This window comes from Halomonas sp. BC1 (genome assembly GCF_002078135.1).
Taxonomy (GTDB): Bacteria; Pseudomonadota; Gammaproteobacteria; order Pseudomonadales; family Halomonadaceae; genus Vreelandella; species Vreelandella stevensii.
Genome location: NZ_LFGS01000011.1, coordinates 103,807 through 121,263, shown reverse-complemented (window position 1 = coordinate 121,263; position 17,457 = coordinate 103,807). Strand labels below are relative to the sequence as shown.

Sequence of the window (17,457 nt, the reverse complement as noted above, 5' to 3'; positions counted from 1 at the left end):
TTGGGCGAGGGTTTACGCGGAATTTTGCTAAAAATAATAGCACGCTAATCTTGTTCGTTGTCGAGCAGCAGGGCATCGTCAACGTCAGAGATCTCGAGGGCCGTCTCGTCATCCAGGTCGATGGCCAGATAGCTGTGCTCGACGCGCAGGAAATCCTCGAACAGCGCCCAGTCGAGCTTTTCGGGCCACTGGCGCTCATCCTCTTCCCAGGCGCGCAGCTCGGTTTCCAGAATCTCCACGTGCCGGTCGCGGACAAACGTCTCCAGCGCCTCCGGGGTATCCATTTCGGGAATCAGATACACCGTGCTTTCACGCTCGACGTCGGCCAGGGTCAGGTCGTCGTCTCCCATGGTGGGTTCGAGCGCATTGATCCAGTCCACGAAGGTCTGGGTCGGCCTGACGCTCAAGGCAGAGCGATTTAGCAGTTTCATGGGATTCTCCTCGCCGTCGAAACGTTGACCATTATGGGCGCTAAAACGCGCCCTTACCAACTTTTCGTCCGCCCGTGCGACGTTTAACGTTAATCAACCTCGGGGCGCATCGCCGGGAACAACAACACGTCTCGAATGGAGGGACTGTCGGTAAACAGCATCACCAGCCGGTCGATCCCGATGCCTTCGCCTGCCGTGGGCGGCATGCCGTACTCCAGAGCACGAACGTAGTCGGCATCGTAGTACATGGCTTCCAGGTCCCCGGCGTCTTTTTCGGCTGCCTGCTCACGGAAACGCTCCGCCTGGTCTTCGGCGTCGTTCAGCTCCGAGAAACCATTGGCGATTTCACGCCCACCGACAAAGAACTCGAAGCGGTCGGTGACGAACGGGTCGGCGTCGTTGCGACGCGCCAAGGGGCTCACCTCGGCGGGGTATTCGGTAATGAACGTGGGCTGGTCGAGCTTGTGCTCGGCCACTTCCTCGAAGATCTCGGTCTGCAGCTTACCCAGGCCCCAGCTCTCTTTCACCTTGATACCCAGCTTCTCGGCAGCCGCGCGAGCAGCGTCCAGCGTCGCCAGGTCGGCCTCGGTAATGCCGTCGCCGTGATCCAGAATCGCCTGGCGCAGGGTCAGGCGCTTGAAGGGCTGGCCGAAGTCGTAGCTGGCCCCCTGGTAGGTAAGCGTGGTGGTGCCCAGCACTTCCTGAGCCGCCGTGCGCAGCATGGCTTCGGTCATGTCCAGCAGGTCGCGGTAATCCGCGTAGGCCCAGTAGAACTCCACCATGGTGAACTCGGGGTTGTGGCGCGTGGAGAGCCCTTCGTTGCGGAAGTTACGGTTGATCTCGAAGACCTTCTCGAAACCGCCGACCACCAGACGCTTGAGGTACAGCTCGGGCGCGATGCGCAGGTACATGTCGATGTCCAGCGCATTGTGGTGAGTAATGAAAGGGCGCGCCGCGGCTCCACCGGGGATCGGCTGCAGCATGGGCGTTTCCACTTCCATGAAGCCGCGCGCTTCGAAGAAGCGCCGCATGGAGCTGATCACCGCCGCACGGGTTTCGAATACCTTGCGCGACTGCGGGTTCATGATCAGGTCTACATAACGCTGACGATAGCGCGCTTCCTGGTCGGTCAGGCCATGGAACTTGTCCGGCAGGGGGCGCAGGCTCTTGGTGAGCAGCTGCGCTTCCACCATCATGACGTAGAGGTCGCCCTTGCCGGATTTGTGCACCGGGCCGCGGGCCGCGACGATATCGCCGATGTCCCAGCCCTTGATGTCCTCCAGCACGTCTTCCGGCAGCCCTTTCTTGTCCACGTAGAGCTGAATCTGGCCAGCCACATCCTGAATCACGATGAAGGGGCCACGCTGGCGCATGACACGACCCGCTACCGACGCCTGATGGTCAAGCGCTTCCAGCTCGGCCTTGTCCTTGTCACCCAGCAGTTGCTGTAGCTCTACGGTCAGGCTGTCGCGGCGAAAGTCGTTTGGAAAGGCACTCTTGCCCTGCTCTGCCGCCCGCTCACGGCGGGCGGCGAGCTTGGCACGGCGCTCGGCGATCAGGTGATTTTCATTGTCGAAAGAAGACGCGTCTTGGTTGGTCATCGGGCACCCTATTCAAATTCACACGCTAAAAAGATTACAGACCCTGCTTCAGGCTGGCGATGATGAACTGGTCCAGATCGCCGTCGAGTACCTTGTCACAGTTGCTGGATTGAACGCCGGTGCGCAAATCCTTGATGCGCTGATCGTCCAGTACGTAAGAGCGAATCTGGCTACCCCAGCCGATATCGGCCTTGGAGTCTTCCGCTTCCTGCTTGGCAGCGTTGCGCTTTTGCATTTCGAATTCCCACAGCTTCGCTTTCAACTGCTTCATGGCGAAGTCGCGGTTGGCATGCTGGCTACGCTGGTTTTGACAGGCCACCACGATGCCGGTGGGCTCGTGGGTGATCCGCACCGCCGAGTCGGTGGTGTTGACGTGCTGGCCACCCGCACCACTGGAGCGGTAAGTGTCCACGCGCAGGTCCGACGGGTTGATCTCGACCTCGAAGCTGTCGTCGATTTCTGGCGACAGAAAGACGGAGGCAAACGAGGTGTGGCGACGACCACCCGAGTCGAAGGGGCTCTTGCGCACCAGACGATGGACGCCGGTTTCGGTACGCAGCCAGCCAAAGGCATGGTCACCCTGAATATGCAGCGACGCCGACTTGATACCCGCGACTTCCCCGGCAGAGATTTCGATGATCTCGGTCTTGAAGCCGTGGCTTTCGGCCCAGCGCAGGTACATGCGCAGCAGAATGTTGGCCCAATCCTGAGCTTCGGTGCCGCCCGATCCTGACTGAATATCCAGATAAGCGTTGTTCTCGTCCATTTCTCCCGAGAACATGCGGCGAAACTCGAGTTTTTCCAACGCATCTTGCAGCCCGGACAGCTCCTTGCGGACTTCCTCGACCGTGGCCTCGTCTTCTTCCATCTCGGCCAGCTCCAACAGGTCGCGGCTATCCGCCAGGCCCTGCTCCAGCTCGTCGATGGTGGCCACGATGGCTTCCAGGGAGGCCCGTTCCTTGCCCAGTTTCTGGGCGTATTCCGGGTCGTTCCAGACGTTGGGGTCTTCGAGCTCGCGGGAAACTTCTTCTAGCCGATCTTTACGCTCGGCATAGTCAAAGATACCCCCTAAGAACGTCTGTCCGCTCAGACAGGTCCTTGATCTGGTTGTGAATCGGGTTGGTTTCCAGCATGGATGGCCCTAATCTTGGTCGGTAAATAAAGCTCGCTGACGCGGGGTCGCCTCGCGCCGCAAAAGAGACAGTCGCCGTTGGGACGGCCTGGCCACCTGAGACGGTGCCCGCCACCCCAACGGCGACATTCTGGCAGGCATTGTAACCAAACCCGCTGCCAATCGCACCCACCCTGAGAAAGCAAAAAACCCGGCCGAAGCCGGGTCAGTCGATCAGTAAGCGCGAGCCGTCACATCAGAACCGATAGGTCAGCTGAGCACCGAAGCCATGGGCTTCGTTCTTGTAGTCAGCCGAGTAGTTCACCCCGCCAATGGGCTGGCCGCCGGTTTGTGCGCTGGCCAGCAGGTCGCGCCGTTCTTGCTCGACGAAGGTGCCACGCTCGGTCAGGTAGGAGTAGGCGAAATCAAGCGTCAGGTCTGGCGTGGGGCTCCAGCCTGCGCCAATCGAGAAAATGCGCCGGTCATCTGACGGAATACGTACGCTGCGGAACTCATCGCTGGTGGGCGTGAAGTCGAGCGTGACGCCTGCACGCAGGGCAAGCTGCGGTGTCAACTGGTACTCGCCACCGGTCGCGAACGCCCAGGCGTTGGAGTAATCCTGCTGCTCCTGGGTAATGGTATCGCCCTGGCTGCCCTGGACCAGAATCTGATCGAAGCGACTCCAGCGTACCCACGAAGTGCCAAACATCAGCTTCAGCCGATCACTCATCTGTTGCGTCAACGAGAAGCTGATGGTTTCAGGCGTGGTCAAATCCAGCGTTGCATTATCATCCGCCCGCACCACGTTGCCCGCAGGGTCACGCGCCACGAAGGTGCCATCCAGGGTGTAGTCCACCTTGGAGCGATAGGTCAGGCCGAACGTGGTTTCAGGAACAGGCTGATAGATCACCCCCAGGTTGTAACCCCAGGCATCGTCATCCCCTTCCACGCGAGAATCGACATCCGTGGCCGGGTCGAACCCAGGCCCCGTGGGCAGCTGACGACGCAGCTCACCGTCGACGCGGTTATAGGTCACACCGGCACCTACCGACCACTGGTCGTTGAAGCGGTAGGAAACCGTGGGTTGTGCACTGACCACGCGGATTTCGGTGTAGTCGCCAAAGTAACGGCCCTGGAAACTATCTTCGTAGTCGGTTTTAGCACCAAAGGGAGCATACACGCCAAAGCCAAAGGCCAAGCGGTCATTGACCGGCTGAGCATAGAAAGCAAAGGGTATGAGAGTGCCTGGCACCATGTCGCCATCGTTGGTACCGGGTACGCCACCAATCGGCACCTGCACCCCGGCAGGTGCGCCACCCATCGCCACGCCCGCATCAAGCGTGCGGCTGGCTTCCACGTTACGAATGTCTGTATTCACGTTCAGATAAGTGCCGCCCGCCGTCACCTGAGCGCGATCCAGGAACGACATACCCGCAGGGTTACCAAACACGATGGTGGCGTCGTTGACGTTTGAGCTACGGCCTGCGTGACCATACCCCTGGCCGCTAACGCTCTGTTCGTTGATTTGGTACCCGCCTGCGTTAGCTTGGCTGGCAAATGCTACCGCTGCTACTGCAGCGGTCAGGGTGAGCTTTTTAAAGTTATTATACATAGTGGGCCTCTCTCCCGATGATCCGTCGGACGGTCGTTTGAAATCAGTGTTTTAGTCATTTCGATGGAGATGAGGGCGGCCCTTGACCTATGGGTTACCCAAGGGTTTTACACTATCTTTTTCGAAAGCGATGTCAAAAAGGAGGCTTCGTGAGCGCCATCAAAGTCGGTGAACTGGCCAAACGCGGTGGCGTCACGGCGGAAACGGTGCGTCACTACACCCGTGAAGGCCTCTTGACGCCGAGCAGGCATCCAGACAACGGCTATCAGCTCTACACCGCTGGGGACCTGGAGCGCCTGCACTTCATTCAGCGCGCCCGCAAACTGGGTTTTAGCGTGGCCGAAATACGCGACATTCTGGCCCATGCCGACCAGGGCGACTCGCCCTGCCCGCTGGTACGCGACCTGCTGGCCCATCGCCTGCCGCAAATCAGGGCGCGCATTGCCGAGCTGGAAGCGCTGGCGCACCGCATGGAGCAGGCGCTGGAGAGCTGGCAGGCCATGCCCGACGGCACCCCCGATGGCCACAGCCTGTGCCGCTTGATCGAAAGTTTTCCCGAGGAGGCAGCATGCCCCAACGCCCCGCACCGCCCGCACCGCCCACAACGCTGACCCGCACCGTGCCCGGCATGAACTGCCAGGGCTGCGTCAAGCGCATGCGGGAAACAATTCTCGCCGAGGACGCCACTGCCGAGGTGACCGGCTTCCCAGCCGACAAACGCCTGGAGGTCACCACCACCCTGAGCATGACGGCTCTGGATGACGCCCTGGCAAAGGCAGGCTACCCTCCCAGCGAGCTGGCCCCGCCAGCTGTTGACGACACCAAAACCGAGGCCGAAGGTAACGACTCGACGGCAGCGGCCCACACGGCTGACACGCCACGCTCCCACCAGGGCAGCCAGCGAATACGCCTGGCCATCACCGGCATGACCTGCGCCAGCTGTGTCAAAAGTGTCCAGAAAGCCTTGGAACGCGCACAAGGCGTGGATACGGCCAGCGTCAATTTCGCGACCCATACCGCCCAGGTGTTTGGCCACGTCGATGTAGCAACGCTGCTGGCCGCCGTCGATGCCGCAGGCTACCGCGCCGAACCGATTGTCGATATGCGCGCCGCCGAAGAGACGCGTGCAGAACAAGAAGCGCGGCTCTATAAAATCCGCCTGAAGGGTAGTGCCTACTCGCTCGCCTTGGCGCTACCGCTCATGCTCAGTATGTTTTTCTATCACCCACACCCGGTGGGGATGGGGCGCTTGTTCTGGCTGGTGATTGGCCTGCTCACCCTGGCCATTCTGGTCTTTCCTGGCCGCCACTTCTTTGTGAATGCATGGAAGAACCTCAAGCATCATCAAGCCAACATGGACACCCTGGTGGCCATGGGTACCGGCACCGCCTGGCTCTACTCCATGATGGTGGTGCTCTTTGCCCCCTGGTTGCCTGAGGTGGCTCACGGCATCTATTTTGAAGCCTCTGCCATGGTGATCGGCCTGATTTTGTTGGGCAATGCACTGGAGCTCAAAGCCCGCGGTCGCACCAGCAACGCCTTGAAACGGCTGCTCGACCTGCAGGAGAAAACCGCCCGGGTGATACGCGACGGCGTTGAACAAGAAATCGCGGTGGACGATGTAGCGCTGGATGACCATATTCGCGTGCGCCCCGGTGAGCGGCTGCCGGTGGATGGCGTAGTGCTCGACGGCCAGAGCTATATCGATGAATCCATGCTTACCGGCGAACCGGTGCCCGTGCATAAAACAGCGGACGATGACGTAAGCGCGGGCACGGTGAACGGTAACGGTAGCTTGGTGTACCGCGCCACGCGCATCGGCCGCGATACCCGTTTGGGGCGCATTACCGAGCAGGTGGCCAGCGCACAAAACTCCCGCCCACCGATTGGCGAGCTGGCCGATACGATCTCAGGCATATTTGTACCCGCCGTGATGATTATTGCGGTGCTAACGGCCCTTGCCTGGTACAACCTCGGACCCGCTCCGGTGGCTATTCATATGCTGGTTACTGCTACTACGGTGCTAATTATCGCCTGCCCCTGCGCGCTGGGCTTGGCCACCCCGATCTCTACCATGATTGGCGTGGGCAAAGCCGCCGAGCATGGCGTGCTGGTGCGCAGCGGCGAAGCGCTGCAAACCGCTAGCCGCCTGAACACACTGGTCGTCGATAAAACGGGAACGCTGACCGAAGGCAAACCGCGCGTCACCGAGGCAACGGTGCTGCACGATGATAGCACCCAAGTACTGGCCTGGGTGGCCGCCTTAGAGAGCCGCTCCGAGCACCCCCTTGCCAAAGCGCTGACGGCCTACGCCGAAGAGCAAGGCGCCCGACCCGATACGCTGGCTAGCTTTGATAGCGTGACCGGCGGCGGTGTTAAAGGCACCAGCCAAGCTAATGACACGCTGCTGCTAGGCAATGCGCGGCTACTGGATGAGGCTGGCGTTGATCTTTCCCCAGCAGACGAGAGCATTCGCCAGTTGGAAGCCAAGGCGCGCTCGCTGGTTTATTTAGCGGTGAATGGCAAGCTGGCCGCCCTCTTCGGCGTTAGCGACCCGCTGCGCAAAGATGCCGCCGCCGCCGTGAAGCGCTTGCAGGATGATGGGTTAACCGTGGTGATGTTGACGGGCGATAACGAGCATACCGCTGCTGCGGTGGCCCGCGAGGTCGGCATTAGCGAGTTCAAGGCAGGTATGACGCCTGACGACAAGCACGCAGAAATTGAGCGCCGCCAAGCGGCGGGCGAAGTGGTCGGCATGGTGGGCGACGGTATTAACGACGCCCCCGCGCTGGCCCGAGCCAACGTGGGTTTTGCCATTGGCCAGGGTACCGATATCGCCATGGAGAGCGCCGGTATTACGCTGATGCGCGGTTCACTACACGGCGTGGCCACGGCGATTGAACTGAGCCGTGCCACGCTCTCTAACATCAAGCAGAACCTGATCGGCGCGTTTGGCTATAACGTGCTGTGCATCCCGATTGCCGCTGGCGTGCTCTACCCCATGACCGGCATGCTGCTGTCACCCATTATTGCGGGCGCGGCCATGTCGCTCTCCTCCATCACCGTGGTCAGCAACGCCAACCGCCTGCGGTTATGGAAGCCCACCCAGCAGGAGGCCGTATGAGTTTACTGATCAATCTTGCGGGTATCGCCGTCATTGGCTTGATCGTCTGGTGGTTTTGGCTTAACTAGCAACCGCTTAGCTAACCCCGATATAACGCCCTGGCTTGTGGTTCAGGGCGATAATCAAGTTGAGCATCAGCGCCCCCAACACCGAGTAGCCTACTCGATCCAGCGGAAGCTGGGTCAGGGCGATGAGCAGAATGACGGCGTCGATTCCCAGCTGCACAAAGCCTGCCCGCAGGCCATGCTTATCCTGCAGGTAGAGCGCTAGAATGTTGATGCCGCCGAGGCTGGTACGGTGGCGAAACAGCATCAGCATGCCAATGCCCATCAGCGCGCCGCCCATCACGGCGGCGTACAGCGAAGGGACGCTTTCAAAACTGACCCAGCGCTGGGTCAACTCGGAAAATAGCGAGACCAGGCCAATGGCGGCAAAGGTACGTAGCGTAAAGCTCCAGCCCATGCGCTTGATGGCCAGATAGTAAAACGGCAGGTTGATGGCAAAGAACCACACACCGAACCCCCATCCGCTCAGGTAATTCAGCAGCAGCGCCATCCCGGCGGTGCTGCCTGTCAGCAGCACCGCGTGGGTATACAGGGTGACTCCCAGCGCCACGAACAGCGTGCCCAGCAGCATCGCCATCACGTCCTCGTAGGGCTTGTGGGGGTCCTTGGGAAGATCTTCCATACGCATCGATGCGTCCTTTTTAGGATTGTTGGAGCGGCCGGGGCATCGGCCAAGGACGCGAGGATAGCGGAGCGCGTCAAACGGGGCTAGCGTGCTCCACCATCAATTGCAGTGCCTCGCGACCGCGCCAGCGGTTGCGGTTGAGCTTGTAGGCACAGTGCAGGGTGTCGCCCACCCCAAACGAAGGCAGCTCGCCCGGCGTCAGGGCGCGAAACCAGATCGCCTTGCTGGTCACCGCTCCCATGGAAAGCTCCATCATCAGATGCGAGCCTTCGGCCCCCACCGGGCGCAGCGCCTCCACGATGAAGCGTCCTTCGAACAGCGGAGGTTCGAACTCCCGGCCATAGGGGCCCAGGGTCTCGATCTCTTCCAGCGTGGCCAGGCTAAGCTGGGCCGTTGACAGCTCGCCATCGGTCCATAGGCGAGGGTAGAGCGGCATGTTGCCCAGTTGCTCGCCAACGGCCTGCAGAAAAGCCGCCTTGAAGGCCACCAGCTGCTCCCTGGGCACACCGACCCCTGCGGCACCGCGGTGCCCGCCAAAGCGCGGCAGCGCCTCTGGTGCCAGCTCGAAGGTTCTTTGCAGCGCGTCGCGCAGATGCAGGCCGTCGATGGAGCGGCCAGAACCGGTCAGCATGTTGGGTGCAGCGGCCCGCGTCAGTATCAGCGCCGGACGGCCATAGGCCTGTACCAGGCGGGAAGCGACGATCCCTTGCACGCCGGGGTGGCCGTCTTCCAGCACCACCACGATAGCGGGCTCATTGGCCTCCAGAGCCGCGACCGCCAGCGCCTTGGCTTCCTCGGTCATGTCGGCTTCGATGGCCTTGCGCGACTGATTATCCTGATCCAGCACCTCCAACTGCCGATTGGCGACGCCGTCGCTCTCGGCCAGCATGAAGTGCAGCGCCGCATAGGGGTCGTCCAGCCGCGAGCGGGCATTGATGCGCGGGCCCATCTGAAACGCCAGGGTTTCGGCGTTGAACGGGACACTGTCGGCCCCTAACCGCGCGGCCATGGCGCGCCAGCAGGCGGCATCCATACGGTTGATCAGGGTCAACCCATGGCTGACCACCGCTCGGTTGGCAGGGCTGCCCCCCAACGAGACGCAGTCGGCCACCGTGCCCAGGGCCACGTAGGAGAGCCAGGGCGAGAGCTTGGGGGTGGCATCCGGCAGCGCGCCCCACTCCACCAGCACGCTACGGGCCAGTGACATCAGTAGCCACGCCACCATGCAGCCTGCGATGGTTTTATCCGGATAGCGACAGTCGCTGCGGGTGGGGTTGACGCAGGCGTAAGCCGAGGGCGGCGGGCCTTCCAAGGGCAGCGCATGGTGGTCGCTGACCACCACGTCGATCCCCGCCGCTTTCAAGCGCGCGATCCGCGGCTCGTCGGAGCTGCCACAGTCGGCGGTGATCACCAGCGTGGGCAGCGGCTTCAAGCCGAGCGTTCGCTCCACCAGCGGCAGGCTGATGCCGTAGCCGTCGTGAATGCGGTGACCAATTAAGCTGTGTAGCTTGTGCTCGGGCACGCCAAACAGCTCGACCAGCGTACGCCGAATGACCACGTGAGAGGTGATGCCATCGACATCGTAATCGGTCAGGATGCCGATGGACTCGCCTTCGGCGACGGCCTGGGCGATACGCTCCGCGGCGCGCCGACCATCGGCCAGCTTTTCAGGGTGCACCAGATAGCGCAGGCTGGGCGACACCAGCGGCGTCAGTTCGCCGGTATAGCCGGGCAGCCGCGACGCCAACAGGCGCGCCTGCAGCTCGCTTAGCCCTTGCGCCTGGGCGCGCATGTAAACAGCCTCGTCCAGAGGACGAGGCTCGAGGCGAGGGTGACTGGCTGAGAGGGGTGACACTGTCGTCATGCCACCTCAGCGACGGTTGTCGGCAACGAACTGCTGCACCGCACCCAGCTCTGCCGGCAGCACGGTGTAGCGCTCTTCACGCTCCAGCAGGTCGTTCATGTGCGTGGGTAGCGGCACGCCCTGGAAGCCCGCCTTGACCACGGCTTCGGCAAATTTCGCCGGGTGGGCCGTGGCCAGGGTGATCATTGGCGTGGTGGTATCCTGACGCGCCCGCTCCGCCGCGCGATAACCGGTGGCGGTATGGGGGTCGAGAATCTCACCCGTGCGGCGATGGGCTTCGCGAATGACTTCCAGAATCGTGGCGTCATCCACGCTGTAGCTGGCGAATTTTTCCCGCAGCTTGGCCAGCGGCGCATCGGCCAGCGCCGTGGGCTCCTGCTGGAAGCGCTCCAGCAGGGCGGCCACGGCGTCGCCATCACGCTCGTAGGCATCGAACAGCAGACGTTCGAAGTTGGACGACACGACGATATCCATGGAGGGCGCTAGCGTGGCAGCCAGCTCCTTTTTGGAGAAGTCGTTGGCCGCCAGGGTACGATGCAGAATGTCGTTGGCATTGGTGGCAATGATGAACTGCTTCACTGGCAGCCCCATCTTGTAGGCCATGTAGCCCGCAAAGACGTTGCCGAAGTTGGCCGATGGCACACAGAAGCTCACTTCCCGCTGCGGTGCGCCCAGTGCGACCCCGGCGGCCACGTAGTAGACGATCTGGGCCATGATGCGCGCCCAGTTGATCGAATTCACCGCCACCAGCCGGGTGCCGTTCAGGAAGCCCTGGTTGGCAAAGCTGGCCTTGACCATGGCCTGGGCATCGTCGAAGTTGCCCTCGATGGCCACGTTGAACACGTTGTCTGCCAGTACCGTGGTCATCTGACGACGCTGCACTTCCGACACGCGGTTGTGGGGGTGCAGAATGAAGATATCCAGGTTGTCGCAATGGCGGCAGCCTTCGATGGCCGCCGAGCCGGTATCCCCGGACGTGGCGCCCATGATCACCGCACGCTCGTCACGCTTTTTCAGGAAGTGATCCAACAGCCGCCCCAGCAGTTGCAGTGCCACGTCCTTGAACGCCAGCGTGGGGCCGTGGAACTGCTCCAGCAGGAAGTGGTTGGCGTCGAGCTGCTTCAGCGGCAGCACCGCGTCGTGATTGAACGTGGCGTAGGCATCGGTGACCAGGCCGTGGAACGTCTCGTCGTCGATCTCGCCGTTGACGAAGGGCTTCATGACCCGGAAGGCGATCTCGGCATAGGAGAGCCCGGCCATGCTGGCCAGCTCTTCACGGCTGAAGGTCGGGACGCTTTCCGGCACGTAGAGGCCGCCGTCGCTGGCCATGCCGGTGAGCACGACTTCCTCGAACGAAAGCGCGGGGGCCTGACCGCGAGTACTGACGTAGCGCATGCTCACTCTCCTTCGTCCAGAGCTTCCACACGAATGCGGGTGACGGGGCCTGCGATATCGGCCATGGCCTCGATTTCGCGGATCGCTGCGTTCATCTGGCGCTCTTTGGTGCGATGGGTCAGCAGAATGATCGGCACCAGCTCGCCTTCGGTGGCCTCTTTCTGGATCAGCGCTTCGATGGAGATGCCCTGCTCGGCGAGAATCGTCGCCACACGCGCCAGCACACCAGGACGGTCCACTGCCAGCAAGCGCAGGTAGTAGGCCGTGGTGATCTCTTCCATGGGCATGATCGGCAGCTGGCTGACGTCTTCGTCGATGCCGCTGAACGCCAGGTAAGGCACTCGATAGTGGTGGTCGGTGGCGATATCACGCGCCACGTCCAGCAGGTCGGCCACCACGGCCGAAGCCGTTGGCTCGGCCCCGGCACCGGCGCCGTAATAGAGCGTCGGGCCGACGGCATCGCCCATGACCGCGATGGCGTTTTTCACCCCGTGGACATTGGCCAGCAAACGCTCTTTTGGAATCAGCGTGGGATGCACCCGCAGCTCCAGCCCTTGATCGGTACGCTTGGAGATGCCCAGGTGCTTGATCACATAACCGAGGTTGTCGGCTTGCTCCACGTCTTCGGCGGTGATCCGCGAGATGCCTTCGGTAAAGGCTTTTTCAAACTGCAGCGGCACGCCGTAGGCGATGGAGGCCAGAATGGTCAGCTTGTGCGCCGCATCGATGCCTTCCACGTCGAAGGTGGGGTCGGCTTCCGCGTAGCCCAGCGCCTGGGCTTCGGCCAGCACGTCTTCAAAGGCACGGCCCTCGTCCCGCATGTGGGTCAGGATGAAGTTGCCGGTGCCGTTGATGATACCGGCCACCCACTCGATACGGTTGGCACCCAGCCCCTCACGCAGGGACTTGATGACGGGAATGCCGCCAGCTACCGCCGCCTCGAACGCCACGATCACGCCCTTTTCGTGGGCCGCACGGAAGATCTCGTTGCCGTGCACCGCGATCAGCGCCTTGTTGGCCGTCACCACGTGCTTGCCATTGGCAATGGCCGTCAGCACCAGCTCACGGGCGATGTCGTAGCCACCGATCAGCTCGACGAGCACGTCCACGTTGGGGTTGTTGGCCACTGCGAACACGTCGGTGGTGGCGTTGATGCCGGTAATATCGCAGTCAGCATGAATACTGCGGTGAGCGACCTGTTCGATGACGATGGGACGGCCCGCGCGGCGACTGATATCGTCCGCATTACGCGTCAGCACGTTGAACGTGCCACCACCGACCGTACCTAGCCCACAAATGCCTACTCTTACCGGTTTCAAAATACTTCCCCTTTCGTGTTGGGCGCCCTTGGGCACCGCCTCGTGATTCAGTGTCTCAGCGCTATGTTCGTCACTCGGGTGACGTTATTCATCTTCCAAGCCTAACATGGCCACCAGCCGCTCGGCAGGCACAAAACCCGGCACCATCTGGCCGCTGGGCAGCACGATGGCAGGGGTACCTTGAACCCCAAGCGCCTGGCCCAGCGCATACTGCTCGGCCACCGGATTGTCACACCGCGCACTGGCGCCAATGGCCAGCCGCTCCTTGGCCTGATTCATCGCTTCGCTGCGATTGTCGGAGCACCATACCTGCTGAAGCGTTTCCGCAGCGGCGCTGCTCATGCCCGCGCGCGGGAAGGCCAGATAGTGTACCGCAATCCCGCGCTCGTTGAGCTCTGGAATCGTCTCGTGAAGACGCTCACAGTAAGGGCAGGTAGGGTCGGTAAACACGATGACCGTTGCCTTGGGCTCACCGACGCCGCGAAAAATGACACGCTCGTCTTCGGGGACCGCGGCCAGCGCCTCGGCCCGCTGCTGATTGCGCGACTGCTCGGTCAGGTTGACCAGCCCATTATCGGCGTTTTCAAACAGATCCCCCACCAGAAAGTGGCTGCCATCGGCATTGGAGTAGAACGACTCACCGCTCTCCAGGCGCACATGGTAGATGCCCTCCATCGGCGTGACGCTGACCTGCTCTACCGGCATCGGCTGGCCATTGACGCTCAGGCTTTCGGCCAGGCGGTCGGCCGTGGCGTCCGCCAGGGCCAGCGCGGGCAGCAGGCTGATTGCCAACACCCACCAGGGGGCACGGGACGCTACACATTCAGGCATACGTTGACGCATTGTTTTCTCAACCTCTTGGATGGTGGTCGGCATGCAGTTGCTCCAGGCGCGCCTGGGCGACGTGCGTATAAATTTGCGTGGTCGATAGATCGCTATGACCCAGCAGCAGCTGTACGACACGTAAATTGGCACCATGATTCAATAAGTGGGTGGCAAACGCATGACGCAGCGTATGCGGCGACAGTGGCCTCGAGATGCCGGCCGTGATGGCGTGGGCCTTGATACGGTGCCAAAAGGTCTGGCGAGTCATGGCACGGTCACCCCGGCCGGGAAACAGTGCGGGCCGCGTCGGGTCCTGCATCAAGGCAGGACGCGCCGTGCGCAGGTAGCGCTCCAGCCACTCGGCAGCCTCTTCTCCCATGGGCACCAGGCGATCCTTGTCGCCCTTGCCTCGCACTCGCACCACCCCTTGGCGCAGGTTCACCGCATCGCCGGTCAAACCCACCAGCTCGGAAACCCGCAGCCCACAGGCGTACAGCAACTCCAGCATGGCGCGGTCACGCACGCCCAGCGGCGTTTCGATGTCCGGCGCCAGCAGCAGCCGCTCCACTTCGTCCTCTTCCAGCGTGTTGGGCAGGCTGGGGCGCACCCGTGGCAGCGCCACGCGGGCCAACGGGTCGACATCGATATGCCCGTACAGCCGCGCCCAGCGATAGAAGCTGCGCAGCGACGACACCAGGCGCGCATTGCTGCGCAGCTGATACCCCTGCTCACGGCGATGGTCGAGCCACACGCCCAGGCGATCCGGCGAGGCCGTCAACAGCGTCTCGCCCTCCTCCGCCAACCACTGCTGCCAGGCCGTCAAGTCGCGCCGGTAGGCCGCTAGCGTATGGTCACTGGCACCCTGTTCCAGCCAAAGGGCATCCAGATAGGCATCGATCATGCTCATACGCAAACGGTCTCATGCTAGAACGATAAACAAAAACCCCGCTCCGCAAAGCGGTAACGGGGTTTTCCGTATCCGAGCGCCAAGCGCCCGTGAAAGCGTGGTGATTAAACCAGCTTTTCCTTGATACGTGCAGATTTACCGCTACGCTCACGCAGGTAGTAAAGCTTGGCTTGACGAACGTCACCGCGACGCTTGACTTCGATGGAGTCAACCAGCGGGCTGTAAGTCTGGAAAGTACGCTCAACGCCAACACCGTGAGAAATCTTGCGCACGGTGAAAGCGGAGTTCAGGCCACGGTTACGCTTGCCGATGACCACACCTTCAAACGCCTGCAGACGCTCGCGAGTACCTTCTTTTACTTTAACCTGAACGACAACGGTGTCGCCCGGTGCAAAAGCAGGAATCTCTTTGCTCATTTGCTCGGCTTCGATCGCCTGGATCACCTTGTTCTTGCTGCTCATCTTCATGCTCCTAAATAACGTAGTGGTTTGCCGCGCAGTTGTGGAAGGGGCAAACCGTGATCCCGGCGCTCGAAGCGAGCCACGCGGGAGTCGTTATGGGTGACACAGGTGCGCTGGCCAACGCCTTCGCCCTGCACCGCCGCCATCCTCTAGGGTGTCGTTGTCGACACCACAGACGAGGCGTGTTCCTCGATGAACTCATCCAGCAGCCGTTGCTGCTCGGCATTCAGGGTACGTCCGCTCAGCAGGTCGGGTCGACGCTGCCAGGTACGCCCCAGAGACTGCTTCAACCGCCAGCGCTTGATGGCGGCATGGTTACCGCTCAACAGCACGTCAGGCACTTTGCGCCCGTCGATCACTTCCGGGCGAGTATAGTGCGGGCAGTCCAGCAGGCCGTCGTTAAACGAGTCCTCGATAGCGGAGTCCTGATGACCCAGTACACCGGGTATCAGCCTTGCCGCTGCGTCGATCAGCACCATGGCCGGCAGTTCGCCGCCACTGAGCACATAATCACCGATCGACCACTCTTCATCGATGTCACTCTCCACCACACGCTCATCGATACCTTCATAGCGTCCGGCAACCACCACCAGGGGTCCTGCGGCGGCCAGCGCCTGAACTCCCTGCTGATCGAGCTTGCGCCCCTGGGGCGACAAGTAGATCACGGTGGGCGTAAAACCGGTTGCCTGCTCCGCGCGCTGGCGGGCATCGGCAATCGCAGCCCTGAGGGTATCGACCTTCATCAGCATGCCGGGGCCACCCCCGTAAGGGCGATCATCGACACTGCGATGGCGGTCGGTGGCGTAGTCGCGTGGATTCCAGAACTCCAGGGCAATCTGCTGCTTCTCGACGGCTCGACCGATCACACCCTGCTGGGTAATCGCATCGAACATGTCAGGGAACAGCGATACCACGCCAATCCACATGGCGGGCGCGTCTGTCGCACTTTCCACGGGTGCCGGTGAAGTCATCGTCGCATCCGTTTCCGTTCGTTCCGTCAAAGCGTTCTGGCTCATCAAAACTCGGGGTCCCAGTCGACGACCATACGGCCCTCTTCCAGGTGGATCTCAACGATCACGTCATCGGGCAGGAAAGGCAACAATCGCTCTCGCTTGTCGATTGCGTCGTCGTCTCCACGTACCACCATGACATCGTTTGCGCCGGTCTCGAACAGGTAGCTGACCCGTCCCAGCCGCTCGCCTGACTGAGTAAAGACCGCGAGGCCCTCGAGCTCATGCCAGTAATACTCATCGTCGGAAAGCTCGGGCAGTGCGTCCTTGGGCATCAGAATATCCGCCTGGGCCAGCGCTTCGGCCGCCGTACGGTCATCGACCCCTTTCAGTTGCACAACCAGTCCCTTGCCCTGCCGACTGCCCTGAACGACGCGCATGGGGGTCAACGTATTACCTTGACGCACCCACCACTCAGGGTATTCCAGAATGCTGTCCATGGGATTGGTATAGGAGTAGACCTTCAGCCAACCTTTGATCCCGTGAGGGCTGGTCAGCTTACCAAGCACAACGTGCGTGTCGTCAGTCGGGCTGGTTTCAAAACGCGTCATTGACGACCACTCCACAACAGCATTGATGAACGGCGATATCTCACACAACGCTCAGGCTTACGCCTGCTTGCGTGCTTCCTTGACCAGCTCGGCAACGCGACCAGACAGCTGGGCGCCTTGGCTCTGCCAGTGAGTCACACGGTCCAGATCAACGCGCAGACGCTCTTCCTGACCACGGGCAACCGGGTTGAAGAAACCGATACGCTCGATGAAACGGCCGTCACGGGCGTTGCGAGAGTCGGTCACGGTCAGGTGATAAAAGGGACGCTTCTTGGCGCCACCACGTGCCAAACGAATGGTAACCATACGATAACTATCCTTCGGTTGAGGTTACGCGAGTGGGGCATAGCGCCAATGCGCTATCAGAACACTCGTCATACTGTTTTCTTGGTGCTCCTGCCTCACCAAGGCTTGCGAAGCGCTTGCCTGGCCCAGCAGAGGGCACCTTCAGGACCTTCATCCATGGAATATCGCCCAGTGCCAGAGCACTTTTCAGCAACACCCAAACATGAAGAGGCCGCATTCTACGCAAATGCGACCTGCTTGGAAAGCCTGA

At 61.5% G+C, this 17,457-nt stretch carries 16 protein-coding genes; 2 read left to right on the top strand and 14 right to left on the bottom strand.

The features are described 5' to 3' along the window. Positions 1–44: 44 nt before the first annotated feature. From B7L72_RS09315 to B7L72_RS09300, 4 genes are all read right to left on the bottom strand, one after another. Positions 45–431: a hypothetical protein gene (locus tag B7L72_RS09315; protein ID WP_016916012.1), complete on the bottom strand. Its 387-nt coding sequence runs from the start codon at positions 429–431 to the stop codon at positions 45–47. 89 nt (positions 432–520) lie between these two features. Next, a complete protein-coding gene (gene lysS, locus B7L72_RS09310; protein ID WP_081193964.1) occupies positions 521–2,032 on the bottom strand; it encodes a lysine--tRNA ligase in 1,512 nt (503 codons plus the stop codon). A 34-nt stretch (positions 2,033–2,066) separates the two neighbouring features. Beyond that, positions 2,067–3,165, bottom strand: a protein-coding gene (gene prfB / locus B7L72_RS09305; RefSeq protein WP_139788488.1) for a peptide chain release factor 2 whose coding sequence is annotated in 2 segments (ribosomal slippage) — positions 2,067–3,089 and positions 3,091–3,165 — 1,098 coding nt in all. Because the reading frame shifts where the segments join, the coding sequence is not laid out codon by codon here. Between the two features lie 234 nt (positions 3,166–3,399). After that, the gene (locus B7L72_RS09300) at positions 3,400–4,755 is read right to left on the bottom strand and encodes an OmpP1/FadL family transporter (protein ID WP_081193960.1); all 1,356 of its coding nucleotides are present in this window, start codon (positions 4,753–4,755) and stop codon (positions 3,400–3,402) included. Between the two features lie 158 nt (positions 4,756–4,913). Here B7L72_RS09300 and B7L72_RS09295 point away from each other — a divergent pair, with 158 nt between their 5' ends. Then, the gene (locus B7L72_RS09295; RefSeq protein WP_081194006.1) at positions 4,914–5,366 is read left to right on the top strand and encodes a MerR family transcriptional regulator; all 453 of its coding nucleotides are present in this window, start codon (positions 4,914–4,916) and stop codon (positions 5,364–5,366) included. Next, positions 5,324–7,879 carry a heavy metal translocating P-type ATPase gene (locus B7L72_RS09290; RefSeq protein WP_081193958.1) on the top strand — a complete coding sequence of 852 codons (2,556 nt, stop codon included), beginning with the start codon at positions 5,324–5,326 and terminating at the stop codon, positions 7,877–7,879. Before B7L72_RS09295 ends, B7L72_RS09290 begins: the two co-directional genes overlap by 43 nt. Before the next feature lie 75 nt (positions 7,880–7,954). Here the strand turns inward: B7L72_RS09290 and B7L72_RS09285 are convergent, their stop codons facing one another. The 10 genes from B7L72_RS09285 to rpsP form a co-directional block, all read right to left on the bottom strand. Continuing rightward, a complete protein-coding gene (locus B7L72_RS09285; protein WP_081138832.1) occupies positions 7,955–8,572 on the bottom strand; it encodes a YitT family protein in 618 nt (205 codons plus the stop codon). A gap of 70 nt (positions 8,573–8,642) precedes the next feature. Continuing rightward, positions 8,643–10,433 (bottom strand): single-stranded-DNA-specific exonuclease RecJ, encoded by a 1,791-nt coding sequence (locus B7L72_RS09280; protein WP_081193956.1) that lies wholly within the window; start codon positions 10,431–10,433, stop codon positions 8,643–8,645. A 6-nt stretch (positions 10,434–10,439) separates the two neighbouring features. Then, positions 10,440–11,828 (bottom strand): threonine synthase, encoded by a 1,389-nt coding sequence (gene thrC, locus B7L72_RS09275; protein ID WP_016916003.1) that lies wholly within the window; start codon positions 11,826–11,828, stop codon positions 10,440–10,442. A gap of 2 nt (positions 11,829–11,830) precedes the next feature. Next, complete coding sequence (locus B7L72_RS09270) at positions 11,831–13,147, bottom strand: homoserine dehydrogenase (RefSeq protein WP_081193954.1); 1,317 nt, start codon at positions 13,145–13,147, stop codon at positions 11,831–11,833. 84 nt (positions 13,148–13,231) lie between these two features. Continuing rightward, positions 13,232–14,023, bottom strand: coding sequence for a DsbC family protein (locus B7L72_RS09265; RefSeq protein ID WP_081193953.1), 792 nt, complete (start codon positions 14,021–14,023; stop codon positions 13,232–13,234). Beyond that, the gene (gene xerD, locus B7L72_RS09260) at positions 13,998–14,879 is read right to left on the bottom strand and encodes a site-specific tyrosine recombinase XerD (RefSeq protein WP_081138827.1); all 882 of its coding nucleotides are present in this window, start codon (positions 14,877–14,879) and stop codon (positions 13,998–14,000) included. Before xerD ends, B7L72_RS09265 begins: the two co-directional genes overlap by 26 nt. 104 nt (positions 14,880–14,983) lie before the next feature. Then, on the bottom strand, positions 14,984–15,340 hold the full coding sequence (gene rplS, locus B7L72_RS09255; RefSeq protein ID WP_016915999.1) for a 50S ribosomal protein L19: 357 nt from the start codon (positions 15,338–15,340) through the stop codon (positions 14,984–14,986). 149 nt (positions 15,341–15,489) lie between these two features. Further along, on the bottom strand, positions 15,490–16,266 hold the full coding sequence (gene trmD / locus B7L72_RS09250; protein ID WP_026001959.1) for a tRNA (guanosine(37)-N1)-methyltransferase TrmD: 777 nt from the start codon (positions 16,264–16,266) through the stop codon (positions 15,490–15,492). 89 nt (positions 16,267–16,355) lie between these two features. Then, on the bottom strand, positions 16,356–16,901 hold the full coding sequence (rimM, locus tag B7L72_RS09245) for a ribosome maturation factor RimM (protein WP_016915997.1): 546 nt from the start codon (positions 16,899–16,901) through the stop codon (positions 16,356–16,358). A 57-nt stretch (positions 16,902–16,958) separates the two neighbouring features. After that, positions 16,959–17,207: a 30S ribosomal protein S16 gene (gene rpsP, locus B7L72_RS09240; protein WP_009098555.1), complete on the bottom strand. Its 249-nt coding sequence runs from the start codon at positions 17,205–17,207 to the stop codon at positions 16,959–16,961. Positions 17,208–17,457 lie beyond the last annotated feature (250 nt).